This is a genomic window from Streptomyces sp. NPDC033177, assembly GCF_055577715.1.
In genome coordinates this window covers 326,970-352,179 of the sequence record NZ_JBVIPS010000011.1, presented here as the reverse complement: position 1 = coordinate 352,179, position 25,210 = coordinate 326,970, and the positions used below count along the sequence as shown (strand labels likewise).

At 71.3% G+C, this 25,210-nt stretch carries 19 protein-coding genes and 1 tRNA gene; 8 read left to right on the top strand and 12 right to left on the bottom strand.

The features are described 5' to 3' along the window. Positions 1-10 precede the first annotated feature (10 nt). Positions 11-1,822, bottom strand: coding sequence for an AMP-dependent synthetase/ligase (locus ACZ5U5_RS34325; RefSeq protein ID WP_469029592.1), 1,812 nt, complete (start codon positions 1,820-1,822; stop codon positions 11-13). A gap of 151 nt (positions 1,823-1,973) precedes the next feature. Between ACZ5U5_RS34325 and ACZ5U5_RS34320 the strand changes: the two genes are divergently transcribed. After that, positions 1,974-2,708: a MerR family transcriptional regulator gene (locus tag ACZ5U5_RS34320; protein ID WP_469029832.1), complete on the top strand. Its 735-nt coding sequence runs from the start codon at positions 1,974-1,976 to the stop codon at positions 2,706-2,708. A 21-nt stretch (positions 2,709-2,729) separates the two neighbouring features. Here ACZ5U5_RS34320 and ACZ5U5_RS34315 read toward each other — a convergent pair whose 3' ends face one another. The 5 genes from ACZ5U5_RS34315 to ACZ5U5_RS34295 all read right to left on the bottom strand — a co-directional run bounded on the left by ACZ5U5_RS34315 (position 2,730) and on the right by ACZ5U5_RS34295 (position 9,729). Beyond that, positions 2,730-4,901, bottom strand: a complete 2,172-nt coding sequence (locus tag ACZ5U5_RS34315) for a 3-hydroxyacyl-CoA dehydrogenase NAD-binding domain-containing protein (protein WP_469029589.1) — start codon at positions 4,899-4,901, stop codon at positions 2,730-2,732. 215 nt (positions 4,902-5,116) lie between these two features. After that, the gene (locus ACZ5U5_RS34310) at positions 5,117-6,337 is read right to left on the bottom strand and encodes an acetyl-CoA C-acetyltransferase (protein WP_469029587.1); all 1,221 of its coding nucleotides are present in this window, start codon (positions 6,335-6,337) and stop codon (positions 5,117-5,119) included. Between the two features lie 57 nt (positions 6,338-6,394). Next, on the bottom strand, positions 6,395-7,537 hold the full coding sequence (locus tag ACZ5U5_RS34305; RefSeq protein WP_469029584.1) for an acyl-CoA dehydrogenase family protein: 1,143 nt from the start codon (positions 7,535-7,537) through the stop codon (positions 6,395-6,397). A gap of 18 nt (positions 7,538-7,555) precedes the next feature. After that, positions 7,556-8,581 carry an LLM class F420-dependent oxidoreductase gene (locus ACZ5U5_RS34300; protein WP_469029582.1) on the bottom strand — a complete coding sequence of 342 codons (1,026 nt, stop codon included), beginning with the start codon at positions 8,579-8,581 and terminating at the stop codon, positions 7,556-7,558. Continuing rightward, positions 8,581-9,729 carry a CaiB/BaiF CoA transferase family protein gene (locus tag ACZ5U5_RS34295; protein ID WP_469029579.1) on the bottom strand — a complete coding sequence of 383 codons (1,149 nt, stop codon included), beginning with the start codon at positions 9,727-9,729 and terminating at the stop codon, positions 8,581-8,583. Before ACZ5U5_RS34295 ends, ACZ5U5_RS34300 begins: the two co-directional genes overlap by 1 nt. A gap of 196 nt (positions 9,730-9,925) precedes the next feature. Between ACZ5U5_RS34295 and ACZ5U5_RS34290 the strand changes: the two genes are divergently transcribed. Further along, positions 9,926-11,143, top strand: coding sequence for a saccharopine dehydrogenase family protein (locus ACZ5U5_RS34290; protein WP_469029576.1), 1,218 nt, complete (start codon positions 9,926-9,928; stop codon positions 11,141-11,143). On the opposite strand, the gene nfi is transcribed toward ACZ5U5_RS34290, so the two are convergent. Further along, a complete protein-coding gene (gene nfi, locus ACZ5U5_RS34285) occupies positions 11,115-11,855 on the bottom strand; it encodes a deoxyribonuclease V (protein ID WP_469029573.1) in 741 nt (246 codons plus the stop codon). The two genes, ACZ5U5_RS34290 and nfi, sit on opposite strands and share 29 nt — an antisense overlap. 29 nt (positions 11,856-11,884) lie before the next feature. Continuing rightward, positions 11,885-12,478, bottom strand: a complete 594-nt coding sequence (locus tag ACZ5U5_RS34280; protein ID WP_469029570.1) for a hypothetical protein — start codon at positions 12,476-12,478, stop codon at positions 11,885-11,887. A 156-nt stretch (positions 12,479-12,634) separates the two neighbouring features. Between ACZ5U5_RS34280 and ACZ5U5_RS34275 the strand changes: the two genes are divergently transcribed. Continuing rightward, positions 12,635-12,931, top strand: coding sequence for a YciI family protein (locus ACZ5U5_RS34275; protein WP_469029568.1), 297 nt, complete (start codon positions 12,635-12,637; stop codon positions 12,929-12,931). Positions 12,932-12,935: 4 nt separating this feature from the next. On the opposite strand, the gene ACZ5U5_RS34270 is transcribed toward ACZ5U5_RS34275, so the two are convergent. After that, complete coding sequence (locus tag ACZ5U5_RS34270) at positions 12,936-14,051, bottom strand: WD40/YVTN/BNR-like repeat-containing protein (protein ID WP_469029566.1); 1,116 nt, start codon at positions 14,049-14,051, stop codon at positions 12,936-12,938. A 171-nt stretch (positions 14,052-14,222) separates the two neighbouring features. Between ACZ5U5_RS34270 and ssgD the strand changes: the two genes are divergently transcribed. Continuing rightward, the gene (ssgD, locus tag ACZ5U5_RS34265; RefSeq protein WP_469029563.1) at positions 14,223-14,639 is read left to right on the top strand and encodes a spore wall synthesis regulator SsgD; all 417 of its coding nucleotides are present in this window, start codon (positions 14,223-14,225) and stop codon (positions 14,637-14,639) included. Between the two features lie 32 nt (positions 14,640-14,671). Here ssgD and ACZ5U5_RS34260 read toward each other — a convergent pair whose 3' ends face one another. Next, positions 14,672-15,349: a GOLPH3/VPS74 family protein gene (locus ACZ5U5_RS34260; protein WP_469029561.1), complete on the bottom strand. Its 678-nt coding sequence runs from the start codon at positions 15,347-15,349 to the stop codon at positions 14,672-14,674. 315 nt (positions 15,350-15,664) lie between these two features. Here ACZ5U5_RS34260 and ACZ5U5_RS34255 point away from each other — a divergent pair, with 315 nt between their 5' ends. The 4 genes from ACZ5U5_RS34255 (at position 15,665) to ACZ5U5_RS34240 (ending at position 21,606) form a co-directional block, all read left to right on the top strand. Further along, positions 15,665-17,296, top strand: coding sequence for an ABC-F family ATP-binding cassette domain-containing protein (locus tag ACZ5U5_RS34255; protein WP_469029558.1), 1,632 nt, complete (start codon positions 15,665-15,667; stop codon positions 17,294-17,296). Positions 17,297-17,306: 10 nt separating this feature from the next. Beyond that, a complete protein-coding gene (locus ACZ5U5_RS34250) occupies positions 17,307-19,598 on the top strand; it encodes an ATP-binding cassette domain-containing protein (RefSeq protein ID WP_469029556.1) in 2,292 nt (763 codons plus the stop codon). Positions 19,599-19,674: 76 nt separating this feature from the next. Beyond that, complete coding sequence (ddaH, locus tag ACZ5U5_RS34245) at positions 19,675-20,451, top strand: dimethylargininase (protein WP_469029554.1); 777 nt, start codon at positions 19,675-19,677, stop codon at positions 20,449-20,451. Between the two features lie 183 nt (positions 20,452-20,634). After that, positions 20,635-21,606, top strand: a complete 972-nt coding sequence (locus ACZ5U5_RS34240) for an acyl-ACP desaturase (protein WP_469029552.1) — start codon at positions 20,635-20,637, stop codon at positions 21,604-21,606. 30 nt (positions 21,607-21,636) lie between these two features. Here the strand turns inward: ACZ5U5_RS34240 and ACZ5U5_RS34235 are convergent, their stop codons facing one another. After that, positions 21,637-24,984, bottom strand: coding sequence for a hypothetical protein (locus tag ACZ5U5_RS34235; protein WP_469029550.1), 3,348 nt, complete (start codon positions 24,982-24,984; stop codon positions 21,637-21,639). A gap of 52 nt (positions 24,985-25,036) precedes the next feature. After that, positions 25,037-25,109: transfer RNA gene (locus ACZ5U5_RS34230), tRNA-Trp, on the bottom strand. Positions 25,110-25,210: the final 101 nt, after the last annotated feature.

Genomic DNA, 25,210 nt, shown 5'->3' with positions numbered 1-25,210 from the left:
GGACCATGGATCATGGGGAGTACAGCCCGTCGATGGCCTGCGCGTACTTCTCCCGGATGACCCTGCGGCGCAGTTTCAGGGACGGTGTCAGCTCGCCGGTCTCCGGGCCCCACTCCTCCCCCAGGAGCCGGTAGCGCTTGATCTGCTCGGTGCGGTTGAGGCGCGCGTTGGCCGCCTCGACGGCCCGCTCGACCTCTTCCTGTACGGCCTCGCTGGCCAGCAGGTCACCCGTGATCCCGTGGCCCGCGGCCCATACGGGGGCCATCTCGGCGTCCAGGACGAGCAGCGCGACCAGGTAGGAGCGGCCGTCGCCGTGCACGAGGGCCTGGCCGATGAGGGGGTGCTCCTTGAGGGTGTTCTCGACGAGCGCGGGCGAGACGTTCTTCCCCGTCGACGTGACGATCAGTTCCTTCTTGCGGTCGGTGAGCCACAGGAAGCCGTCCTCGTCGATGCGCCCGACGTCGCCGGTGGCGAACCAGCCGTCCGCGTCACAGGCCGACTCCACGCCCCCGTCGGGCAGGAGGTAGCCGTCGAAGACCGTCGCGCCGCGCACCAGGATCTCGCCGTCGTCGGTGGTGCGGATCTCCAGGCCGTCCAGGGGCCTGCCCACGGAACCGAGCCGGAAGGCGGCCGGGGTGTTGATGGTGACGACCCCGGTGGTCTCCGTGAGTCCCCACGCGTCCATGATCACGATGTCGAAGCCCGCCCAGAAGCGCACGACGTCCAGGGGCATCGACGCCGCCGCGCTCGCGGTCCACACCAGGCGGTCGAAGCCGGCCAGCGAGAGCAGCGGGCCGATGACCTTCTCCTTGGCCTCGCGATACGCCCTCTCCAGGTCAGCCGGCGGTTCCTCGCCGCGCTCGACGCAGTCCACACGCGCGCGTGTCGTCTCGTTCGCCGCCTCGATCGACTCCCGCTGCTCCTGCGGCAGCCCGGCGAGCACGGCCTTCACGGACGCGGCCAGCTTCTCCCACACGCGCGGGACCCCGAAGAACTGCGCGGGACGCAGCTCGCGCGCGGTCGCGGCGACGGCCGTCGGGTCCGCGCACAGGTGCACGTGCGAGGCGCGGAACACGGGCAGGTAGATGCCCAGCATGCGTTCCGCGACATGCGCGAAGGGGAGGTAGCTGATGTGCTCCACGAAGTCCGGGAGCTCGACGACGGCGTCCAGGGCGACGCCGTTGAGGACGACGTTGCGGTGCGTGATGCGGACACCCTTGGGATCTCCCGTGGTGCCCGAGGTGTAGACGACGGTCAGCGGATCGTCGGCCCGGGACTCACGCCAGCCCTTCTCGAAGGCGTCCGGGTCGAACAGCCGGCCTCCGGTGGCGTGCAGTGAGCCGTACGTGCGGTGCGGGCCCGCGTCGGCCGCCTCGACGACCACCAGGCGCTCGATGGGCGCGTCGGGGTCGGTCAGGAGCGGCTCCCAGCGTTCCAGCTCGCGGGCGCCCTCGATGATCGCGAAGCGGGCACGGCTGTGCCGGGCGATGTGCGCGATCTGCTCGGGGGCCGATGTGCCGTACACGGTGATGGGGACCGCGCCGATGTGCACGAGCGCGAGATCGCTCAGCCAGTGTTCGGGGCGGTTGCCCATCATCATGAGGACGTGCTCGCCGCGCCGTACGCCGAGTGCCGTGTACCCGGCGGCGAGGACCGCGACCTTGCGGCGTGCCTCGCGCCAGGTGAGTGTCGTCCACTCCCCTTCGGGAGTGGCGCGCCAGGAGAGTGCGGGGTGGTCGCCGTGGTCCTCGGCGTTGCGGAGCAGCAGGGCGGGGAGCGTGATGTCGGCGGGTTCCCCGGGGAGTCGCAGGATCGTGGTCATGACCGCCTCCTGGCGTCATCGACGAAGCAAGTGACTGGGCGGGACGCTTTCACAACAGTGGTGAGACAGCAATACTGTTGCACCTGATCGGTGCACAACTCGGTGCCCGGCCAAGGGTGTACGACTGGGGAGGCGATGCGCTGCCATGACGATGACGACGGCTTCGGACACGGACGAGCCGACGCTCACGGTCGACGAGCTGGCCGCGCGCGCGGGCGTCACTGTCCGCACCATCCGCTTCTACAGCACCAAGGGCCTGCTGCCGCCGCCCGTGATCGGCCCCCGCCGGGTCGGGCACTACGGCCAGGAGCATCTGTCCCGGCTCGGGCTCATCGAGGAGCTGCAGCACCAGGGCATGACCCTGGCCGCGATCGAGCGGTACCTGGAACAGCTGCCGCCCGATCTGAGCGCCCACGACCTCGCCATCCACCGCGCGGTGGTGGCTTCCTGGGCCCCCGACTCGGCCGAGGACACCGACCACGCGGAGCTGGAACGCAGGGCGGGCCGCGCGTTGACGGAGGGGGACCTGGACCGGCTCTCGGCGATGGGCGTCGTCGCTCCCGCGAAGGCCCCGGGTGCATACCGCGTCGACCCGGGGCTGCTGCGCCTGGGGGTCCAACTGCTCGACGTGCCCATCGCGCACGAGACGATCCTGGCGGCGCGCACGGTCCTGATGGAGCACACCCGCTCGGCCGCGGTCGAGCTGTCCCGGCTCTTCCGCGACGAGGTGTGGAGCCCCTACCGCGACCGGGAGTCCGACCCCGAACACGTGGCCGCGATGCGCTCCCTGTCGGCCCACATGCAGCCGATGGTGGTGCAGGCCCTGGTGACGGCGTTCCAGCGGTCCCTCAAGGAGGAGCTGCGGGAGTGGCTCGCAGAAGGCTGAGCCGCTCCCGCCCTCCTGCTGTCAGGCGTCGCTGAACTTCTCGCCCTTGTCGGCCTTCTCGACAAGGAGCGCGGGCGGCGTGAACCGCTCCCCGTAGCGGTCGGCCAGCTCACGCGCGCGTGCCACGAAGCCGGGCAGGCCGCCCTCGTAGCCGTTGATGTACTGGAGCACACCACCGGTCCAGCCGGGGAAGCCGATGCCGAAGATGGAGCCGATGTTGGCGTCGGCGACGGACGTCAGGACGCCCTCCTCCACCAGGCGTACGGTGTCGAGCGCTTCGGAGAAGAGCATCCGCTCCTGCATGTCCTGGAACGGGATCTGGGTGCCCGGCTTGGTGAAGTGCTCGCGCAGGCCCGGCCAGAGTCCGGCACGCTTGCCGTCCACGTAGTCGTAGAAGCCCGCTCCCCCGCTCCTGCCGGGCCGCTCGAACTCGTCGACCATGCGGTCGATGACGGAGTCCGAGGGGTGCCCGGCCCACGTTCCGCCGGCCTCCTCGACGGCGCGCTTGGTCTCGTTGCGGATCTTGCGGGGCAGGGTGAGGGTCAGCTCGTCCATCAGAGAGAGGACCTTCGCCGGGTAGCCGGCCTGGGCCGCCGCCTGCTCGATGGACGCGGGCTCGATGCCCTCGCCGACCATCGCGACGCCTTCATTGATGAAGTGCCCGATCACGCGCGAGGTGAAGAAGCCACGCGAGTCGTTGACGACGATCGGCGTCTTGCTGATCTGGCGTACGAGGTCGAAGGCGCGCGCGAGCGCCTCGTCCCCGGTGCGCTCACCCTTGATGATCTCGACGAGCGGCATCTTGTCGACGGGCGAGAAGAAGTGCAGGCCGATGAAGTCGACGGGCCGCGTGACACCCTCGGCGAGCTGGGTGATCGGCAGCGTCGAGGTGTTGGAGCACAGCAGCGCGTCCGGCTCGATGACGTCCTGGATCTCCTGGAACACCTTGTGCTTGAGCGAGGTGTCCTCGAAGACGGCCTCGATCACGGCGTCGCAGCCCGCGAGGGCCTGCGGGTCGGCGGTCGGCGTGATGCGGGCGAGCAGCGCGTCGGCCTTCTCCTGGGTGGTACGCCCCCGCTGCACCGCTTTGGCGCACAGCTTCTCGGAGTAGGCCTTGCCCTTGGCGGCGGCCTCGGCGGAGACGTCCTTCAGGACGACCTCGATGCCGGCGCGGGCGCACGAGTAGGCGATGCCCGCACCCATCATCCCGGCGCCGAGTACGGCGGCCTTGCGGACCTGGCGCGGCTCGATGCCCTTGGGGCGGTTGGCACCGGAGTTCACGGCCTGGAGGTCGAAGAAGAACGCCTGGATCATGTTCTTCGCGGTCTGGCCCGTGACCAGCTCGGTGAAGTACCGGGCCTCGATGGTCAGTGCGGTCTCGAAGTCGACCTGCGAGCCCTCGACGGCGGCCGCGAGGATGTTGCGCGGGGCCGGGTAGGGGGCGCCGTTGATCTGCTTCTTGAGGTTGGCCGGGAAGGCGGGCAGGTTCGCCGCGAACTTCGGGTTGGCCGGGGTGCCGCCGGGGATGCGGTAGCCGGGCTTGTCCCAGGGCTGGGCCGACTCAGGGTTGGCGTCGATGAAGGCGCGGGCCTTCTCGATCATCTCCTCACGGGAGGCCGCCACTTCGTGGACGAGGCCGTTCTCCAGGGCGCGCTTCGGGTTGTACTGGGTGCCCTGGAGCAGCACCTTGAGCAGCGCGTCCGCGATGCCCATCAGGCGCACGGTGCGGGTCACGCCGCCGCCCGCCGGGAGCAGGCCGAGGGTGACCTCGGGCAGGCCGATCTTGGAGCCGGGCGCGTCCAGCGCGATGCGGTGGTGGCTGGCCAGGGCGATCTCGTAACCGCCGCCGAGGGCCGCGCCGTTGATCGCGGCGACGACCGGCTTGCCCAGGGTTTCGATGCGGCGCAGGGAGCTCTTGATGGCGACGCCCGCCTCGAACGCGTCCTGCGCGTTCTCGGGGCCCGCCTGCATCATGTCCTTCAGGTCACCGCCCGCGAAGAAGGTCTTCTTGGCGGAGGTGTAGATGATGCCGCGGATGGAGTCCTTCTCGGCCTCCGCGCGTTCGGCGATGGCCGCGATGGAGTCCTTGAACCCCTGGTTCATGGTGTTCGCGGACTGGTTGGGGTCGTCGAGGACGAGGGTGAGGATGCCGGTGGCGTCCATGTCCCAGCGGATGGTGGTGCTTTCGGTCATGGTCTTTTCTCCGTGAAGTCTGTGATGAGCGGGGTGAGCGGCTACTGGGGAGGGCGGTGCTGTCTCGTTGCCGACTTGACGCCGGTGGGGGCTGGTCGCGCAGTTCCCCGCGCCCCTGAGATGGCGCACGCAGTGCGCATCTCAGGGGCGCGGGGAACTGCGCGAGCAACCACGACGCACCCGCGGTCGGCGACGGACAACAGCCCCCGCGGCGCTTAGCCGGAGATCCGCTCCACGATCGTGGCGATCCCCATGCCCCCGCCCACGCACAACGTGGCGAGCCCGTACCGCTTGTCCTGACGCTCCAGCTCGTCCACGAGCGTGCCCAGGATCATCGCCCCCGTCGCGCCCAAGGGATGCCCCAACGCAATCGCGCCGCCGTTGACGTTGACCTTGTCCAGGGACAGGCCCATGTCCTTGACGAAGCGAAGAACGACGGCCGCGAAGGCCTCGTTGATCTCGACGAGGTCGATGTCGTCGATGGTCAGACCGGCCTTGGCGAGCGCCTTGCGCGCGGCCGGCGCGGGACCGGTGAGCATGATGGTCGGCTCGGAGCCGGAGACGGCCGCGGAGACGATCCGGGCACGCGGCGCGAGGCCGTACCGTTCGCCGACCTCCTTGCTGCCGATGGCGACGAGGGCCGCGCCGTCCACGATGCCGGAGGAGTTGCCCGCGTGGTGGACGTGGTCGATCTTCTCGATCCAGTGGTACTTCTGCAGCGCGACGGCGTCGAAGCCGCCGAGGTCGCCGATGTCCTTGAAGGACGGCTTGAGCTTGGCGAGCGAGTCGGCGGTGGTGCCGGGGCGCATGAACTCGTCGTGGTCCAGGACGGTCAGACCGCTGCGGTCCTTCACCGGCACGACGGACTTCTCGAAGCGGTTGTCCTTCCAGGCGGCCGCGGCACGCTCCTGGGACAGGGCCGCGTACTCGTCGACGTCACGCCGGGAGTAGCCCTCCACCGTGGCGATGAGGTCGGCGCCGATGCCCTGCGGCACGAAGCCCGTCTCGTAGTTGGTCATCGGGTCGGCGAACCAGGCGCCGCCGTCCGAGCCCATGGGGACGCGCGACATCGACTCGACGCCGCCCGCGAGGACGAGGTCCTCCCAGCCCGAGCGCACCTTCATCGCGGCCATGTTGACCGCTTCGAGGCCCGAGGCGCAGAAGCGGTTCTCCTGCACGCCCGCGACCGTGTCGGGAAGACCGGCGGCGATGGCCGCGACGCGCGCGATGTCGGAGCCCTGGTCGCCGACGGGGCCCACGACGCCGAGGACGATGTCGTCGACGGCGGCCGGGTCCAGGTCGGGGAACCGCGCCCGGATCTCGTGGATCAGGCCGACGACGAGGTCGATCGGCTTGGTGCCGTGCAGGGCGCCATTGGCCTTGCCGCGTCCGCGCGGGGTGCGGATCGCGTCGTATACGTACGCTTCGGTGGTCAAGACAGCAGCCTTTCGCATAAGAACTTTGAAGATTTCGAAGATGAGGGTCGGTCGGACTCAGGCGAGCAGGGAGCGGCCGATGATCTCCTTCATGATCTCGGTCGTGCCTCCGTAGATCGTCTGGATGCGGCCGTCGGTGAAGGCCTTGGCGACGCGGTACTCGGTCATGTAGCCGTATCCGCCGTGCAGTTGCAGGCAGCGGTCGGCGACGCGCTTCTGCAGTTCGGTGGCCCACCACTTGGCCATCGAGGCGTGCACGGCGTCGAGTTCGCCGTTCGCGTGGTCGACGATGCAGCGGTCGAGGAAGGTGCGGGTGACCGCGCACTCGGTGGCCATCTCGGCGATCTCGAAGCGGATGTGCTGGAGCTTGGAGAGCGGGCGCCCGAAGGCCTCGCGCTCCTTGACGTACGTCATCGTGATGTCCAGGAGGTGCTCGGCGGCGGCGATCCCCGCGACGGCGATGCCCATGCGCTCCTGCGCGAGGTTCGTCATCAGGTGGATGAAGGCGCCGTCCAGCTCGCCGAGGAGGTTCTCCTTCGGGACGCGTACGTCGTTGAAGAACAGCTCGGCGGTGTCCTGGGACTTCTGGCCGATCTTGTCGAGGTTGCGGCCGCGCTCGAAGCCGTCCGTGCCGCGCTCGACGACCAGGAGGGACAGGCCCTTCGCGCCGTCCTCCGGCGATGTCTTGGCGACGACGATCACCAGGTCGGCGAGGATGCCGTTCGAGATGAACGTCTTGGAGCCGTTGAGCAGCCAGTGGTCGCCCTGGTCGGTGGCGGTGGTGCGGATGCCCTGGAGGTCGGAGCCCGCGCCCGGCTCGGTCATCGCGATGGCCGTGATGATCTCGCCGGAGCAGAAGCCGGGCAGCCAGCGCCGCTTCTGGTCCTCGGTGGCCAGCGAGGTCAGGTAGGGGCCGATGATGTCGTTGTGCAGGCCGAGCGCGAGCCCTGACGCGCCCGCGCGGGTGAACTCCTCGGCGAGGACGGCGCTGTAGCGGAAGTCGGTGTTCCCGCCGCCCCCGAACTCCTCGGGCACGGCGAGCCCGAGCAGTCCCTGCCTGCCCGCGGCGAGCCATGCGTCACGGCTGACGATCCCGTCCTTCTCCCACTCCTCGTAGTGGGGCAGCACCTCCTTGGCCAGGAAGGTGCGGACGGTCTCGCGGAACGCCTCGTGTTCGGCGGTAAAGATCTGTCGCTTCACGTACGGCCTCCTGGAGCCCTAGAGCCAGCCCTTGACGGTTTCGATCGACTTGGCCGGCTCGGCGCCGACGGGAATGACGTTGAGCATGGTGACGCCCGCCTCGCGGAACGCCTCGACACGCTCACGGACGTAGCTCTCGGGCCCGCACAGCGACATGAGCTCGCAGAACTCGTCCGGGACGGCGGCCTCGGCCTCCTTCTTCTTGCCCGAGAGATACAGCTCCTGGATGAGCTTGGCTTCCTTCTCGTAGCCGTACGCGACCGCGAGGTCGTTGTAGAAGTTCTTCCCCGGGGCACCCATGCCGCCTACGTAGAGGGCGATCTGGGGTCGGGCCAGATCCCGTACGGCGGCCGCGTCGTCACCGATGGCGAGCAGTCCGCCCGCGACCGTCTGCAACGGCCCGAGCGCCGGATCGCGCTTCTCCTTGCCCTCGGCGAGCGGAGCGCCCCACACCTGGTGGGCCTTCTCCGGGATGAACAGGGTGGGCAGCCAGCCGTCGGCGATCTCGGCGGTCATGCGGACGTTGGCGGGGCCCAGGGATGCGACGTACAACGGCACTTCGGAGCGGACCGGCCTGGTGAGGATCTTGAGCGGCTTGCCCAGCTTGCCGCCCTTCTCCGCGGGCAGCGGCATGTCCGTGACGCCGTGGTGATCGATGACCTCGCGGCGCAAGATGCGGCGGGTCAGCTCGATGGCCTCGCGGGTGCGGGCCAGGGGCTTGTCGTACGGCTTCCCGTGCCAGCCCTCGACGACCTGCGGGCCCGAGGCGCCGAGCCCGATGATCGCCCGGCCGCCGGAGATCGCGTCGAGTCCGGCCGCGGTCTGGGCGATGAGGGCGGGTGTGCGCGAGTAGACGTTGAGGATCGCCGCGCCGATCTTCATACGCTCGGTGCGCGCGGCCAGGTAGCCCATGATGGTGGGCGAGTCGAAGCCGTACGCCTCCGCCACCCAGACGGCGTCCAGACCGGCGGACTCCAGGGCCGCGACGTCGTCGGCGGCCTGCCGCGGGTCGCCCGCGTAGGCGAGAGGTGCGGAGAGTTGCATCAGTCGTCTTCCTTTGCCGGAGAGTCGATCAGGGCCGGTACGTCCCAGTCGCGGGCCACGGCCTCGGTGTCCGCGCCCGGCTGGGCGGGGCCGCTCCGGACGTCCGTGGGCGTCGTGGAGAAGCGGGGCGCGGGGGCGGGCTGGGTGATGCCGCCGTGGTCCACGAAGGTGCCGCGGGCCGCGAGGTGGGGGTGGGCGGGGGCCTCGCGCAGCGAGAGCACGGGCGCCACGCAGGCGTCGGAGCCCTCGAAGACGGCCGTCCACTCCTCGCGCGTACGGGACTTGAAGCGGGCGGCGACCGCCTCGCGCAGCTCGCCCCAGCGGGCGAGGTCCTTGCGGGCGGGCGCCTCGTCACTCAGGCCGAGGAGCGCGATGAACTCGTCGTAGAACTGCTGCTCAAGGGCGCCGACGGCCATGTGTCCGCCGTCGGCCGTCTCGTAGTTGCCGTAGAACGGACATCCTCCGTCCAGGAGGTTGGCGCCGCGCCGGTCCTGCCAGCCGCCGGCCGCGAGCATGCCGTGGATCATCGACGTGAGGTGCGCGGTGCCGTCGACGATCGCGGCGTCCACGACCTGCCCCGCGCCGGTCGCACGCGCGTGGTGCAGGGCCGCGAGGATGCCGACGACGAGGTAGAGCGAGCCGCCCGCGTAGTCGCCGACGAGGTTCGCGGGGACGGTGGGCGGCTCGCCGGGGTTGCCGATCATGCCGAGGGTGCCGGTGATCGCGATGTACGCGATGTCGTGCCCGGCGCGCTGGGCGAGCGGCCCCTCCTGGCCCCAGCCGGTCATCCGGCCGTAGACGAGCTTCGGGTTGCGGGCGTGGCAGGCCTCGGGGCCGACGCCGAGGCGCTCGGCGACGCCGGGGCGGTAGCCCTCGATGAGGACGTCCGCGCGGTCGACCAGGTCCAGGACGCGGTCCGCGCCGTCCGCCGCCTTGAGGTCGACGATCACGGAGCGTTTGTTGCGGTTGGTGATGTCGTACTCGGGATTGATCGCGAGAGCGCCGCCGCCCGGCCGGTCGACGCGTACGACGTCGGCGCCGAGGTCGGCGAGGAGCATGGCCGCGAACGGCCCGGGACCGATGCCCGCGAGCTCGACCACACGCACCCCTGAAAGCGGTCCGTGAACGCCCTTGTCCGGAACTGCCATTGAGCCCCCAGCGCTATGGCACAGCTATGACACAACTGATGTAACACCAGTGATGCTAAGAACGTGTTCCACTCCGCACAAGACCCTAGCAAGCAAGCGCTTAGACAAATTGGGGGACGGGCCTTGCGCCGCGACTCCCCTCGCGCGCTAGCCTCGGCCACCGACATCGGCGCGGGGCGCACGGCAGAGAGGTGCCATGACCAGTCAGAACGGCAACGGCAACGGCAAGGAGCGTGCGGCGGACCGCGCGTACGACATCGTGCTCTTCGGGGCGACCGGTTTCGTCGGTGTGCTCACCGCGGAGTACCTCGCGGCGCACGCCCCGGAAGGCGTGCGCTGGGCGATCGCGGGGCGTGACACCGGGAAACTGGAGCGGCTGCGGGACAAGCTCGCCGAAGCCCACCCGGCCTGCGCCCAGCTCCCCCTCGTCCGCGCCGACGTGGCGGACCCGGCGTCCCTGCGGGAGATGGCGGGGCACGCGCGCGTGGTGGCCACGACCGTCGGCCCCTATCTCGAGTACGGCCAGGAACTCGTCGCCGCGTGCGCCGAGGCGGGCACGGACTACGTGGACCTCACCGGTGAGCCGGAGTTCGTCGACCTGATGTACGTGCGGCACGACGCCCGCGCGCGGGAGACGGGTGCACGCCTCGTGCACTCCTGCGGCTTCGACTCGGTCCCGCACGACCTGGGCGCGTACTTCACGGTGCGCCAGCTCCCCGAGGGCGTGCCGCTGCGCGTCGACGGGTTCGTGCGCAGCAACGCGACCTTCTCCGGGGGTACGTTCGCCTCCGCGCTCGCCCAGTTCGCGCGGGGCCCGCAGATGCTGGCCGCCGCACGGGACCGGCGGCGGCACGAGCCGCGTGTGGTGGGCCGCACGGCGTACGCGCCGCCGAGCGCACCCCGGTACGCGGGCGAGGTCGGCGCCTGGGCCCTGCCCCTGCCGACGATCGACCCGCAGGTCGTGCAGCGCTCGGCCCGGGCGCTCGACCGCTACGGGCCCGACTTCCGCTACCGCCACTACGCGGCCGTGAAGACCCTGCCCTTCGCTGTGGGAGGCGCGGTGGCCGTCAGCGGCCTGGTGGCCGCGGCCCAACTGCCGCCCGCGCGGCGGTGGTTGTCCTCGCGCCTGAAGCCGGGCGACGGCCCGAGCGAGCAGCGCCGCGCGGACAGCTGGTTCTCGGTGCGGTTCGTCGGCGAGGGCGGCGGCAAGCGGGTCTACACGGAGGTCTCGGGCGGCGATCCGGGATACGACGAGACGGCGAAGATGCTGGGCGAGGCGGCCCTGTGCCTGGCCGTCGACGACGACCTGCCGGACGTGGCCGGGCAGCTGACCACCGCCGTGGCGATGGGCGACGCGCTGACGGCGCGGCTGACGGCGGCGGGGCTCAGCTTCCGGGTGGCGGCGTCGCGCTAGGCAGGGCCTGGGCGGTCGCCTCCCGCAGTGCCGCGCGGCAGAGGGCGTCCGCGCGGCGCGTGGACTCCGGGAGCCGGTAGCGCGGTGTCAGCCGGAGCGTGTGGGCGCAGGCGTTGTCCAGGCTCACGCGGTGGCCGACGGAGACGAAGACCGGCTTGACGTCCTCGCGGGTGCGCAGGGCGCGGCCGATCTCCTCGGCCCCGTCCAGGAGCGGGGCCGCGCTCGCCCGCGGCGCGTCCGGAGCCTCGTACGTGAACGTGAAGGGGTTCTTGGCCACGCCGATCGTGGGCAGCCCGGTGAGGACGCCGAGGTGGCTCGCGAGGCCGAACCTGCGGGGGTGGGCGATGCCGTAGCCATCGCAGACGACGAGGCCGGGCGCGGCCTTGAGTTCCCCCAGGGCGGCCAGCACGGTGGGAATCTCACGGAAGGCGAGCAGTCCCGGCACGTACGGGAAGGTCACGCGGCCCACCGCGGTGGCCTCCTCGACGACGTCGAGCGTCGCCGCGTCCAGGACGACGACCGCGGCCGCGACGATGTCGCGCTCGTCGTCGTAGGCGACGTCGACGCCCGTGACGTGTCCGGTGCCCGGCTCGGGGCCCGCCTCGTCGAGCACGACCCGGGCGCGGAGCCGGTCCTGAAGCGCGCGGGCGGTCGCCTCGTCGGTGGGCCAGTTCGCGGGCGCGTGGCAGGGAGCAGTCGTGTGCGTCGTCATGGTGCGGGCAAGCCTAGGCGGATCCCCGCTCACTTGGCCGTCGGAGCCTTCGTCGTCGGAGCCTTCGTCACCGGGAACTTCCAGATGAACGTCCGACCGCCCTGCTCGGACCAGTGGATCTCCAGGTCCTTCGCGTTCTTGGGGACCAGATAGGTCTCGCACAGGACGTGGGTCTCGCCCCGCTTCCATCCCTTGATGGACCAGGGGGCCTCGCAGCCCGGCGCGTGATCGGCGGCGCCGACGATCAGGGTCCCGCGTTTGCCGTCCGCGTAGATCGTCGTGGGATGGCTGGCGCGCGGGCGCTGCGTGAGGGTCGGGCCGGACCTGTGCGTGTACTTCACGTAGGCGATGGCCGGGACCAGGCCCTTTGCCAGCTTCGGTTCCGCGACCATCTTCGCGGTCTCGGCCTCCGTGCCCAGTTCGACCTTCTGCGCGGTGAGGTCGTAGGTGACGAAGACGTTGCCCTCCTTCGCCTCGCCCGTGGCGCTCTGGCCGGCGGCGCGCGGGACCCGCTTCCTGTCCGATGCGTCCTTCCTGCCGCCGTCGCCGCCGCAGGCGGTCAGCGCGAGGGCGAGCACGGCCACCGTCACGACGACGCGCGAAGTGGTCTTTCTGTACAGCAAGGTGAACTCCCGGCAGAAATGGGGCAGCCGCGCGGCACAAAGTGGCCCCATGGAGCGGCAGGTTGAGCCGTCAGCATAAGAGTCGGTCAGGCGAGGGACCGCGACCGCCCCGGGCCACCGCCACGGATGGCGGCGCGCGGCGGTAGCCTCGCGATCATGTTCGTTCTCGAGTTGACCTACACCGCGCCCGTCTCCGCCGTCGACAAGGAGCTCGAGGCCCACGTCGCCTGGCTCGACCAGCTGTACGAGCAGGGCGTCTTCATCGCCTCAGGGCGCAAGAATCCGCGCGACGGCGGCGTGATCCTGGCCTTGGCCGAGGACCGTGCCGCCATCGAGGAGATCGCGGCGGGCGACCCCTTCGTGCTCGCGGAGGTCTGCGAGTACCGCATCACCGAGTTCATCGCCACGAAGACGGCACCGGCACTCGCCCCCTACCGGCAGCAGCTGCCCTAGGACCCTAGTTCCGCTCCCAGCGCGCGATCCGGCCCTTCTCGCCGGACGCCCAGCACGCCCGGTCCCGCGTGCAGTCGACGGTGTCGTACGACCCGGGGTCGACCGTCCGCCAGCTGCGTCCGCCGTCCGACGTGACGTCCGTGCCGGTCGGCCCGACCGCGAGCGCGCCCCGGCGGCTCCCGGGCAGCCAGGCCACCCCGGAGCGGTAGGCGGGCGGCGGTTCGGCGGCCGTGGTCCAGGTGCGGCCGCCGTCGCGGGTGGTGGCCGCGGCCCTGGGCGAGGGTTTGCCCGCGTTGTAGTCGCCGCCGACCGCGATGCCGTGCGTACGGTCGCGGAAGGCGAGGCCGAAGACACCGCGGGCCGGGTCGCCCGCCGGGATCGGCGCGTCCGTGGCCGTCCAGGTGCGGCCCCGGTCGGCGGAGTGCAGGACGCGCGCGCGTGCCGCTCCCCCGGTGGCGAGCCACACGTCGCGGGAGCCGGAGCTCACCAGGCACTGGCCGCTCGCCGCGAAGCCCGCCTCACCCTCCTGGGCCGCGGGCATGCCGTCGCTGGGCAGGACCTTCCAGGAGCGGCCGCCGTCGGCGGTGGACAGGATGCGGTACTTGCCGTCCACCGGGTCGCTCATCGCCAGGCCGTGGTGCCGGTCGAAGAACGTCATGCAGTCGTAGAAGGCCTTGGGGTCGGTGTTGCGGAAGGACTCCGTCCAGGTCGCTCCGCCGTCCGACGTGCGAAAGACACGGGACGCCTCGCCCTCGCCGATGGCCAGCACCACCGCGCGGCGGCCGTCGAAGGCCTCGACGTCCCGGAACTCCAGCCCTTCGGCCCCGGGCGGAGAGACGTTCCGCCAGTTCTCGCCGCCGTCCGCAGTGCGCAGCACGGTTCCCTTGGCGCCGGCCACCCAGGCGGTATTCCTGCTGACGGCGGCGAGACCGCGGAAGCGCGCGTCGGAGCCGCTGTCCTTGAGGTCCCAGCCGCCGCCCCGCTGCGACTGGCTCCCGGCGGCCGCCTGGGCGGGGCCCGGCGCGGCCAGCGCCGTCGCGGCGAGCGCCGCCCCGCACAGTCCCACCGACACCGCGCGGCCCGCGGACCGCACCCATCTCGTCTTCCCCAGAGACCTCATGGCGGGCGAAGTTACCACCGGAACGGTGGATTCCTTCCGGGGATTCCGTGAAGAGAGTGAAGAGCACGCGGTGACCGAGGTCACTCCGTGTTCGCGTGCACGGATTCCGTCATTCCGACGTCTATCAAAGTGCCGACCCGAGTCGTCCAGCTGTAGTTGAGGGAGCAGGCGTTGTCCACCAGCATCGAACAAGCCGTAGAGGCCCGCCTCGTCGCCGCCGCACCGCGGATGTCGACCATTCCCGCGACACTGCACTACGACCGGAGCGATCCGTTCGCCGTCCGGATGAGCTTCCCCGCCCCGGCGACCCTGGAGGGCATCGAGGTCTATTGGACCTTCGCCCGTGAGCTGCTCGCGCAGGGCCTGGAGCACGCGGTGGGCGACGGCGACGTCCGCGTGCGGCCCTACGGCTTCGACCGCACGGTCGTCGAGTTCCACGCCCCCGAGGGCACGGCGATCGTCCACATCCGCACCGGCGAGCTGCGCGGCTTCCTGCAGCGCTCGCTCTCCCTGGTGCCCATGGGTGACGAGCATCTGTACGTCGACCTGGACCGGGACCTCGCCGACCTGATGCGGGACGCCTGCTAGCGCCTGTTACTGCCCCTGTCACGGACCGGCCCTCAGCCGCCCCCGCCCGACCTGGCCGCCTCCGCGTACGTGACCGCCGACGCCAGCGCCTTGCGCAGGCCGCGCATCAGTTCAGGGAGCTCCGGGGACGGGGCTCCGCTGCGGTCGGTGAGTGCGTCGAGGCGCTCCTTGTACTGCCTGCGGTCCTTGCCCGAGACGACGGCGCGCAGCTTGCCCGTCGCCGCGCAGACCACCAGGGCCGCGTCGTCCGCCGGGACCTCGGACACCGGCACCGGACCGCGCAGGACCGCGAGCGCCTCGGCGTGCAGGACCTCGACGTATCCGGCGCGCTCCAGTTCGTACCGCCGGGAGGGGAAGATCCCGAAGACACGGACGCGCTCCATCCGCAGATAGCCCTCGGACACCAGCTGGTCGCGCACCCTGCCCATCGTGTAGCCGGACTTGTGGGTGATCCAGCCGTTCCACTTGCGGGGCCGGGACTCCTCGATGAGTTCGAGGACGCTGTCGAGCGCCGGATCTCCGGTGCGGGCGCCGAAGACCGGCGTGACGATGCCGTCCACGTCCGACAGGAGTCCGCGCTGGGTCAGCTCCGCCAGCGCGCAGGCCCGTACCGCGTAGGCCAGGTCGGGGGCGCCGGCGATCCTGTTCCGGCCGGTGTCCCAGGCCAGCAGGAAGATCCGGGTCGGAAGTGAGAGCGAGCCGTGGGGCATGGGGCCTCCTTCTTCGCGGTCACGTTAATGCGTTGACAGTGACCGGGGTGCGACCTACGGTGTATAGCGGTTCTGTTGTCGCCGATAGGAGTAGGACGTTGCTCGTCTGAGGTCTGGTGTCACCGCGTCACACGGCTCGGCCGTGTGCGTAGCGTGCGACCTCGGCGTACGAGCCGTCCCCGGGCACAGGGCCCTTTTTTCTGCCCTCCTTCCCGCCTCCTGACGACGCTGCTCCCGTCCTCCCGTCGCACCTCGCGGTGTCCCGAAACGCGTTGCCCCTGACCGCGCTTCATCTCACGCAACCGCGAGGACCACATGTCTACCCACCCCACCTCCATCACGTGCACGTCGCTCGACTTCACCTGGCCGGACGGCACCGGCGTCTTCAACGGTTTCCAGGCGGCCTTCGGCACCGGCAGGACCGGCCTCATCGGCGTCAACGGGTCGGGAAAGTCAACCCTGTTGAAGCTCGTCGCCGGTGAACTCACGCCGACCGAGGGCACCGTCCGCGTCGCCGGTGACATCGGGTACCTGCCGCAGAACGTCACCCTCGACACCACTCTGCGCGTCGAGGAGGTGCTCGGCATCGCGTCGACTCGTGCGGCCCTGCACGCCATCGAGTCGGGTGACGTGGCCGAGGAACACTTCACGGCCGTCGGGGACGACTGGGACGTGGAGGAGCGCGCCGTCGCGGCCCTCGATCAACTCGGCCTCGGCCACATCGGCCTGGACCGCACGACCGGCGAGGTGTCCGGCGGCGAATCCGTGCTGCTGCGCCTGGCCGCGCTGCTCCTTCGCCGGCCCGACGTGCTCCTGCTCGACGAACCCACCAACAACCTGGATCTGTACGCCCGTCGGCGCCTCTACGCGGCCGTCGAGGCATGGTCCGGGGTCCTGGTCGTGGTCAGCCACGACCGTGAACTCCTCGATCTGGTCGACCAGATCGCCGATCTGCGGGACGGAGAACTCAAGTGGTACGGAGGTAACTTCTCCGCGTACGAGGAAGCACTGGCCGCCGAACAGGAGGCGGCGGAGCGCATGGTGCGTGTCGCCGAGACCGACCTGAAGAAGCAGAAGCGTGAACTGGCCGACGCACACGTCAAGTTGGCCCGCCGCAAGCGCTACGGCCAGAAGATGTGGGACACCAAGCGTGAGCCCAAGGTCGTCATGAGCGAGCGCAAGCGTCAGGCACAGGTGTCCGCGGGCAAGCACCGCATCATGCACGAGGAGAAGCTCACCGAGGCCAAGGAGCGCCTGGACGAGGCCGTCGAGGCGGTGCGCGACGACGACGAGATCCGCGTCGACCTGCCGTTCACCGCGGTCCCGCCGGGCCGCACGGTGCTCACGCTGCGCGAGCTGACCCTGCGTTACGGGGCGCGCGTGCAGGGCGAGTTCGAACTGCGCGGCCCCGAGCGGATCGCGCTGGTCGGCCGCAACGGCGCGGGCAAGACCACCCTCCTGCGGACCATCGCCGGAGAGCTGGCAGCCGTGGAAGGCGAGGCGCTCGCGCACGTCCCGCTGCGTTTTCTGCCCCAGCGCCTCGACGTCCTCGACGAGGAGCTGACCGTCGCCGAGAACGTGGCGCGCTACGCCCCCGGAGCCACCAACAACAGGATCCGGGCCCGCCTGGCCCGCTTCCTGTTCAAGGGGGCACGGGCCGATCAGCGGGCGGCGACACTGTCGGGCGGCGAGCGGTTCCGTGCGGCACTGGCCGCACTGCTGCTCGCGGAGCCGGCGCCGCAGCTCCTGATGCTGGACGAGCCGACGAACAACCTCGACATGGCGAGCGTGAAACAGCTGGCCACGGCCCTGGAGTCGTACGAGGGGGCGCTGATCGTGGCCAGTCACGACGTGCCGTTCCTGGAGTCGATCGGCATCACGCGCTGGCTGCTTCTCGACGGAGAAATGAAAGAAATCACGACAGAAGCTGTCGGGTATCCCGGCTAGCTTCGCGTGTATGCACCAGTTCATCACCATCACAGGAGCCCGTGAGAACAACCTCAAGGAGGTGAACCTGCGCATTCCGAAGGACCGGCTCACGGTGTTCACCGGCGTATCGGGGTCGGGGAAGTCGTCGGTCGTGTTCGACACGATCGCGGTCGAGTCGCAGCGCCAGCTGAACGAGACCTTCACGTGGTTCGTCCGCAACCGGCTGCCGAAGTACGAGCGGCCGCACGCGGAGACCATCGAGGACCTCTCGCCCGCGATCGTCGTCGACCAGCGGCCGATCGGCGGCCACTCGCGCTCCACCGTGGGCACGATGACGGACGTCTACTCGGTGATGCGCGTGCTGTTCTCGCGGCACGGCACACCGAGTGCCGGTCCGGCCACCGCGTACTCGTTCAACGACCCGTCGGGCATGTGCCCCCGGTGCCACGGCCTGGGCAAGACCGTACGGCCCGACTACGACCGCATCCTGGACCCGGCCAGGTCCCTGGTGGACGGCGCGATCCTCTTCCCGCCGTTCGCCGCGGGGACCTGGCAGGGCCAGACGTACACCAACACCCCCGACCTGGACACCCACAAGCCGGTGGGACGGTTCAGCGCGCGGGAGCGGGAGTTCCTGATGCGCGGCGGCAAGCAGGGCGGCAAGGTCAACGTCGACAACACCGGCGGCGCGCGGGACATCGACTACGAAGGTCTCGCGGACCGCTTCGAGCGGCTCTACCTCAACCGCGACCTGTCGACGCTCTCGCAGAAGACCCGCGACCTGGTGCAGCGCTTCCTCGTCGAGGGCGAGTGCGACCTCTGCGAGGGGGCGCGACTCAACGCGGCGGCGCTCGCCACGCGCATCGACGGCATGAGCATCGCCGACTGCTCGCGCATGGAGGTCACCGACCTCATCCCCGCGCTCGCCCGTATCGACGACCCGGTGGCGCGGCCCATCGCGTCGGCGGCCGTGGCGGCGCTCGAACGGATCGAGGCGATCGGCCTCGGCTACCTCAGTCTCGGCCGCGAGACGTCCACGCTCTCCGGCGGCGAGGGGCAGCGCCTGAAGACGGTGCGGCACCTCGGCTCCAGCCTGACCGGCATGACCTACATCTTCGACGAGCCGAGCGTCGGCCTGCACCCGCGTGACGTGGGGCGGCTCAACGACCTGCTGCTACGCCTGCGCGACAAGGGGAACACCGTCCTGGTCGTCGAGCACGACCCGGATGTGATCGCCGTCGCCGACCACGTCGTGGACATGGGCCCCGCGGCGGGCACGGGCGGCGGTCTGGTCGTCTTCGAGGGGACACCGCAGGAGCTGCGGCGCGCGGACACGCTCACGGGCCGGCACCTGCGGCGTTCGACGGGCGTCAAGGAGAGCCCGCGCGAGGCCATCGGCGGGCGGTGGGTCAAGGGCGCCGATCTGCACAACCTCAAGGACGTCAGCGTGCGCGTGCCGACCGGGGTGCTCACGGCGGTGACGGGCGTCGCGGGCTCGGGCAAGAGCACGCTGGTGTCGCGGGCGTTCGTCGCCGAGCACCCGGACGCCGTGGTCGTCGACCAGTCGGGCATCGGCATCTCGGGCCGGTCGACCCCGGCGACATACCTCGGGATCATGGACTCGCTGCGCAAGCTGTTCGCGCGCGAGACCGGCCGGGAGGCGGGACTGTTCAGCTTCAACTCGGCCGGGGCGTGCGGAAGTTGCCAGGGGCGCGGGATCATCTACAGCGACCTGGCCTTCATGGATCCGGTGACCACGACCTGCGAGGCGTGCGAGGGGCGCCGCTTCAAGGAGGAAGTGCTCCGGCTGACCGTCGGCGGCAGCTCCATCGCCGACGTCCTCGACCTGACGGCCGAGCGGGCCCTCGACTTCCTCGCCGCCGTCGACGACACGGGCGTACGCCGCCGGCTGCGGGCCCTGCACGAGGTGGGGCTCACCTACCTGACGCTCGGACAGCCGCTGAGCACCCTGTCGGGCGGCGAACGGCAGCGCATCAAGCTCGCCACGCAGCTGCACCGCACCGGCACGACGTACGTCCTGGACGAGCCGACGACCGGCCTGCACATGGCGGACGTGGACGGCCTGCTCGCCCTCCTGGACCGGCTCGTGGACGCGGGGAACACCGTGCTCGTCGTCGAGCACAACCTGGAGGTCGTCAAGCACGCGGACTGGGTGATCGACCTGGGCCCCGACGGCGGCAAGCACGGGGGCCGGATCGTCTTCGAGGGAACGCCGGGACAGCTGATCGAGGCGGCCGGCTCGTTCACCGCCGATCATCTGCGACGAGCTCTGGGCCTGGACCCCTCGCACGCTGCATGATGTGCGGCAGGTCCCCGGCCCGGCGCACGCCGGACGGGGGCGCCCCCCGCCGCTCCACCCCTACGGAGAACATCCCGTGCCCAGCAGGAAAGCGCTGATCCGCCGGCCAGGACCGCGTCTCGCCGAAGGCCTGGTCACCCATGTCGAGCGGACGGCGGTCGACGCGGATCTCGCCCTCCGGCAGTGGGAGGCGTACGCCGACGCACTGCGGGCGCACGGCTGGGAGACGGTCGAGGTGGAGCCGGCCGACGACTGCCCGGACTCGGTCTTCGTCGAGGACACGGTCGTCGTCTTCCGCAACGTGGCGCTGATCGCCCGTCCCGGCGCCGAGTCGCGGCGGGCGGAGACGGCCGCCGTGGAGGAGACCGTGGCCCGGCTGGGCGCCTCCGTGAACTGGGTGTGGGAGCCGGGCACGCTAGACGGCGGCGACATCCTCAAGGTCGACGACACCATTTACGTGGGCCGCGGCGGGCGCACGAACGCCGCCGGTGTGCGGCAGCTGCGGGCGGTCTTCGAACCGCTGGGGGCGCGGGTCGTGGCCGTACCCGTCAGCAAGGTCCTGCATCTGAAGTCGGCGGTGACGGCGCTGCCGGACGGCACGGTCATCGGCCACCCGCCCCTCGTGGACTCCCCCTCGCTCTTCCCGCGCTTCCTGCCCGTGCCCGAGGAAACCGGGGCTCACGTGGTGCTTCTCGGTGGCGCGAAACTGCTCCTTGCGGCGAGTGCGCCCAAGAGCGCGGAACTGCTCGCGGACCTCGGTTTCGAACCCGTCGTGGTGGATATCAGCGAGTTCGAGAAGCTTGAGGGCTGTGTGACATGCCTCTCAGTCCGGCTGCGGGAGCTGTACGCCTGACCAGCCCTGGGGCGGGTGGGACGGGAGAGGCTCGTGGGCCCCCCTGTCTCGGCCACTTTACGGAGCGCTTAACCTACGGCAACGTAACCTACGAGACCGTAGGTAGGTAGCACCCGCTCGTGCCACCGCGTAACCCCTACGCACGTAATCCGTAGAAAAAACTCCCGTCCCCCTGGAGCCCCCGTGACGATCACCTCTCCTCATCTCGGCAGTACGGACGACTGGACCGATGCCCGGTTGCTGTTCGCCCTGGAAGAAGTGGTCGAGAAGGAGCTCAACCGCCACCTGAAGGTGGCGAAGGACTGGATGCCGCACGAGTACGTCCCGTTCTCCGACGCCCGGAACTTCCCCGGCTACTTCGAGGACGGCGAGGCCTGGGAGCCCGAGCAGTCCAAGGTGACGGACATCGGCAAGGTCGCCCTCGTCGTGAACCTGCTGACCGAGGACAACCTCCCCAGCTACCACCACGAGATCGCCTCGCTCTTCGGCCGCGACGGCGCCTGGGGCACCTGGGTGCACCGCTGGACCGCCGAGGAGGGCCGCCACGGCATCGTGATGCGCGACTACCTCCTGGCCTCGCGCGCCGTGGACCCGGACAAGCTCGAGCAGTTCCGCATGGCGCACATGGCCGAGGGCTTCGAGTCCGACAACCGTCACTCGATGCTGCACTCCGTCGCGTACGTGGCCTTCCAGGAGCTCGCGACCCGCGTCTCGCACCGCAACACCGGCCACCAGTCTGGCGACCCGGTCTGCGACCGCATGCTGGCGCGCATCGCCACCGACGAGAACCTGCACATGGTCTTCTACCGCAACCTCCTGGGCGCGGCCTTCGAACTCGCCCCGGACCTGACCATGCAGTCCGTGCGCGACGTCGTGGTCAACTTCCGGATGCCCGGCCACGGCATGCCCGGCTTCGAGCGCGCCGCCGCCCAGATGGCGATCGGCGAGATCTACAACATGCGCATCCACCACGACGACGTGATCCAGCCCGTCCTTCGCTTCCTGAAGGTCATGGAGATCGGCGGCCTGGGCCCCGAGGGTCTCAAGGCTCAGGAAGAGCTCGGCCTGTACATGAACGGTCTGGACACCGAGGCCGCCAAGTTCGACGAGAAGCTCGCCGCCCGCAAGGTGCGGATGGCGGCTCGCGGCAAGTAGGGCGCCCTGCCCCTGCGGGCGGCTCCACGGTCACTCCCACGTAGTGCACACCGTCAGCGCGGCGTCCCGGACGTCCGGGACGCCGTGGCCCCGCAGGGACCCCAGCAGATCCCGCCAGGCCGCCGGCCAGCCGGTCCGCTCCCCGAGGGACTCCACCGCCGCCACGGCGAAGAGGCCGGACGCGTGGCTGCCGTCCTCGGCAAGGTGGCGGACCACGGGCAGCAGCGATGCCGTCTCCCCCTCCGCGTCGGCCAGGCGTGCGCCCAGCGTCGAAGCCGTCCGCACGGCCAGCGCGGGCCGCCCCTCGTGCAGCCGGGCCAGTCGCGACAACGCGGCGATCACTTCGGCGGGCGCGGCATCCAGTGCGACCGCACCGGCAAGCACCTCAGCGGCCTGCGGCACGAAATCCCCGTACCCGGCAAGAAGCTCGCCCGCCCGCAGGGCAGCGGGCCGGTACACCTCGCCCTCGCCGGCCAGCGTCCTGGCCACATATTCGATCCGCCGCCGCGCGGGCAGATCCCGGTCCGGCGACTCGGGCACATCGGAACCCGCCAGCGTGGCGAGGGCGCCGCACAACGCCTCCCCGCCCCGGGGCGCGGTCGCCGCCGCCGTCACGAGGCCCCGCGCGGCCACCTGCCACGTGGCCCGCCGGTCGAGGTCCGCCACCGCGTGCGCGAGCACCGAGGCCGCGTCCGGCGACCACGGGGCCCACCGCGCCAGGGCGGCGAGCGCCTGGCCCGCCGCCTCGTCGTCATCGGCGCCGACCGCCTCGCGTACCAGACGCGCGTACCGCTCCCGGTGTTCCTCCGCCAGGTCGAGCGGCCTGACCCGGAGCACCGCCGTCCGCAGCACCGCCGCACCTCCGGCCGCGTCCCCCAGCAGCGCCCAGACCCGCTCCTCGCCGAGCAGCCCGCCCGCGAACGCGACACACGCCGCGCGTACGTCGCGGTGGGCGTCCGGCGCCTCATAGGCGTCGCCGAGCAGCGCCGCCGCCTGGGACGCGGGCAGCCGTGCGGCGGCGAGACGTGCGGCCTCCTTGCGGCTCGTGACCTTCTTGCCGGGCCCGCACAGGACGTCGCGCAGCAGCGCCGCGAGCCGGGAGGGCGGTACATGCCGTGACGCCCGCGTCGCCGCGTACACCGCGACCCGCGCCCGCTCGCCGCCCGCGTGCGCGAGCAGGTCGGGCAGTGCGTCGCCGGGCCGCGAGGTGTGGGCGAGGGCGCCGATGGCCGCCTCGGCGAGCACGGTGTCGGACGATCCGGTCCAGCGGCGTACGAACTCCTCCCCCGCGCCGGGGATGCACGCACCGCGTGCGATCGCCCCGGCCCGGTCCCACTTCGGGAGCCCCGCGTCACCGGCGGCCTGCTCCAACTGCCGTGCCAGGGACGCCTGTTGGCGTGGCAGCCAACGGTGGATCTCGCGAGCGTCGGCGGGCACGGTCCAGGTCGCGCCCTTGGTCAGGAACCGCCCGTAGGGCGGCGTGCCGGAGAGGAGCGGGTCGAGCAGGTCCGTGCGGCGCGAGCACAGCACGGTGTGGACCGGCGTGAGCACTGCGGTCGACTGCTCGTGCGCCAAGACGCGGGCGACGCGTTCATCACGGGGCGCGGGTGGCTGCAACCACAGGTCGACCGCTCTCGACACCGTCGCGTTGCTGCCGAACCGGATGGCCTGCCACAGGAGTTCCTGCAACTCCCTCATTCCGGCGGCACGGCGACCGACCGCGCGGGCCAGCGCGAAGGTGAGGCTGTAGTCGGCCTTCTCCGCGCCCGCCTCGATCCAGGGACGCAGCGCATCGAACACGTCGTGCTCCTGGCCACGGCGCAGGGTGTAGTCCAGGCGTCCGAGGTCGGCGCCGCCGGTGTTGCCGGAGATGCGGACGAGCGTGCGCAGCGCCCAGTTCACCAACTCCCGCTGCCCGCCCGCCGCGTGCTCCCGCAGGACGGCGACGGCCAGGCGGCTGAGGCTGCCGCGGGTGGCGTGCGAGGAGTCACGGGCGGCGACGGCGTCGGCGGTAATCCGGTCGAGGTACGGTTCGGCGTCGGCCCCGAAGAGGGCGGGGCGGGTCTCGGCGAGCGCGGTCAGGGCGGCGGACCGCACGGGGTCCTGTTCGTTCGCGAGCCGGGTCATCTCGCCCAGTACGACTGTGACTTGGGCGACCTCGCCGGAGCGGGCGGCATTGCGGACGAGCAGCGGCCAGGCCTCCGCGCGGTCGTCGGCCGCGGGCCGCCGGGTCGCCGCCACGAGCCGGTCGCGCACCTCGGCGCAGGGCAGGAAGGACTCGGCGAGCAGGACGGCGTTCCAGTGGCCGCCGCTCTCCTTGACCCGTTCGGCCATCCGTCGCGCCTCATCGGCGACGGCGCTGCGGGGCAGCGCGCCGAGGATGACCCCGTCGACGGTGGCGCATCCCGCGCCGCGTCCCTCGACGGTGAGCGCGTGGACGGCGGCCCGTTCGGCGGGCGGGTGGGCGAGCATCAGCCGGGCGAGGTCGGCGGAGTCGTCGGCGACGGTACGGGCGTACGCGCGCAGTTCGGGCGCGCCGGAGCGGGCGAGCTTGCGCAGCACGGGGGCCGTGAGCGCACCACTGCGTCGCAGCGGCCACCCCCAGGGCCCGGAGAGGATCGTCAGGACACGCCCCGGCGCGGCATCGGCCAACACACCCAGGCGCGAGCGCAGTTGCGGCGGAAAACTGCTGGGCGCGAACCGTTCCAGGAGGTCGAGCACCCGGGTCGGCTCCGCCTCCGTGACGGCCGCGACCCCCGCCGCGTACCGCTGCCACCACGCGTCCCGCAGCGCGTCGGGCAGCGCGTCGAGCTCACGTCCGGCGACGTCGAGCAGGGCTCCCGCGTGCCGTCGCGCCAGCGGGCGCCAGCCCTGTACGGCATGGAAGAGGCCGGGCAACAGCCGCTCGACCACGGGGCCCGAGCAACCGGGGAGCAGTCTGGCCGCCTCGGCGTCGCCCCATTGCCGGCGCAGCGGGTCGATGAGGCGGTCGGCGAGCGCGGTGCGGCGCCCGGCGACGATCGCCCGCAGCAACTGCCGCCGCACCGCCTCGGGAGCGTCGTCGAGCGCGGCCTCGAAGGCGGCGTCCGGCACCCCGTGGCTCTGCGCGACGCGTAGCGCGTGGCCCCGCACGAAGGGGTCGGGGTCGGCGATCCGCGCCGCGGTCCACTCGGTGTCCCCGCCGGCACAGGCCAGCAGGACGGCCACCCCGCGCTCGTACTGGCCGCCGCACTCGAGCTCCTCGATGACGGACCGCAGCGCCCCGCGCCCCGCGAAGTCCCGGGCGCTCTCGGTGATCTCCCGCACGCGCCGCGGATGGGGCAGGGGGTCGAGGTCGGAGAGCAGATACTGGGCGGCGGTCTTCTCGTGCGGAGCCATGCGCGGATTCTGCCCGGCGGAACCGGCCCGGGGACAGCGAATGGCGAAGGGGGCGGGGCGGCTGGAATCGAACCAGCGTGTTCCGGTTTTGGAGACCGGCGCGACAGCCCCTGCGCTACGCCCCGCCTTGCGGTGAATCGTATCCCCAGGGCGGGCCGAGGGCTCGGGATTCGGGTTTATGAGAAAGGTCCCACCTCACAAGCTCAACGGTGAACGCTGCGTACGG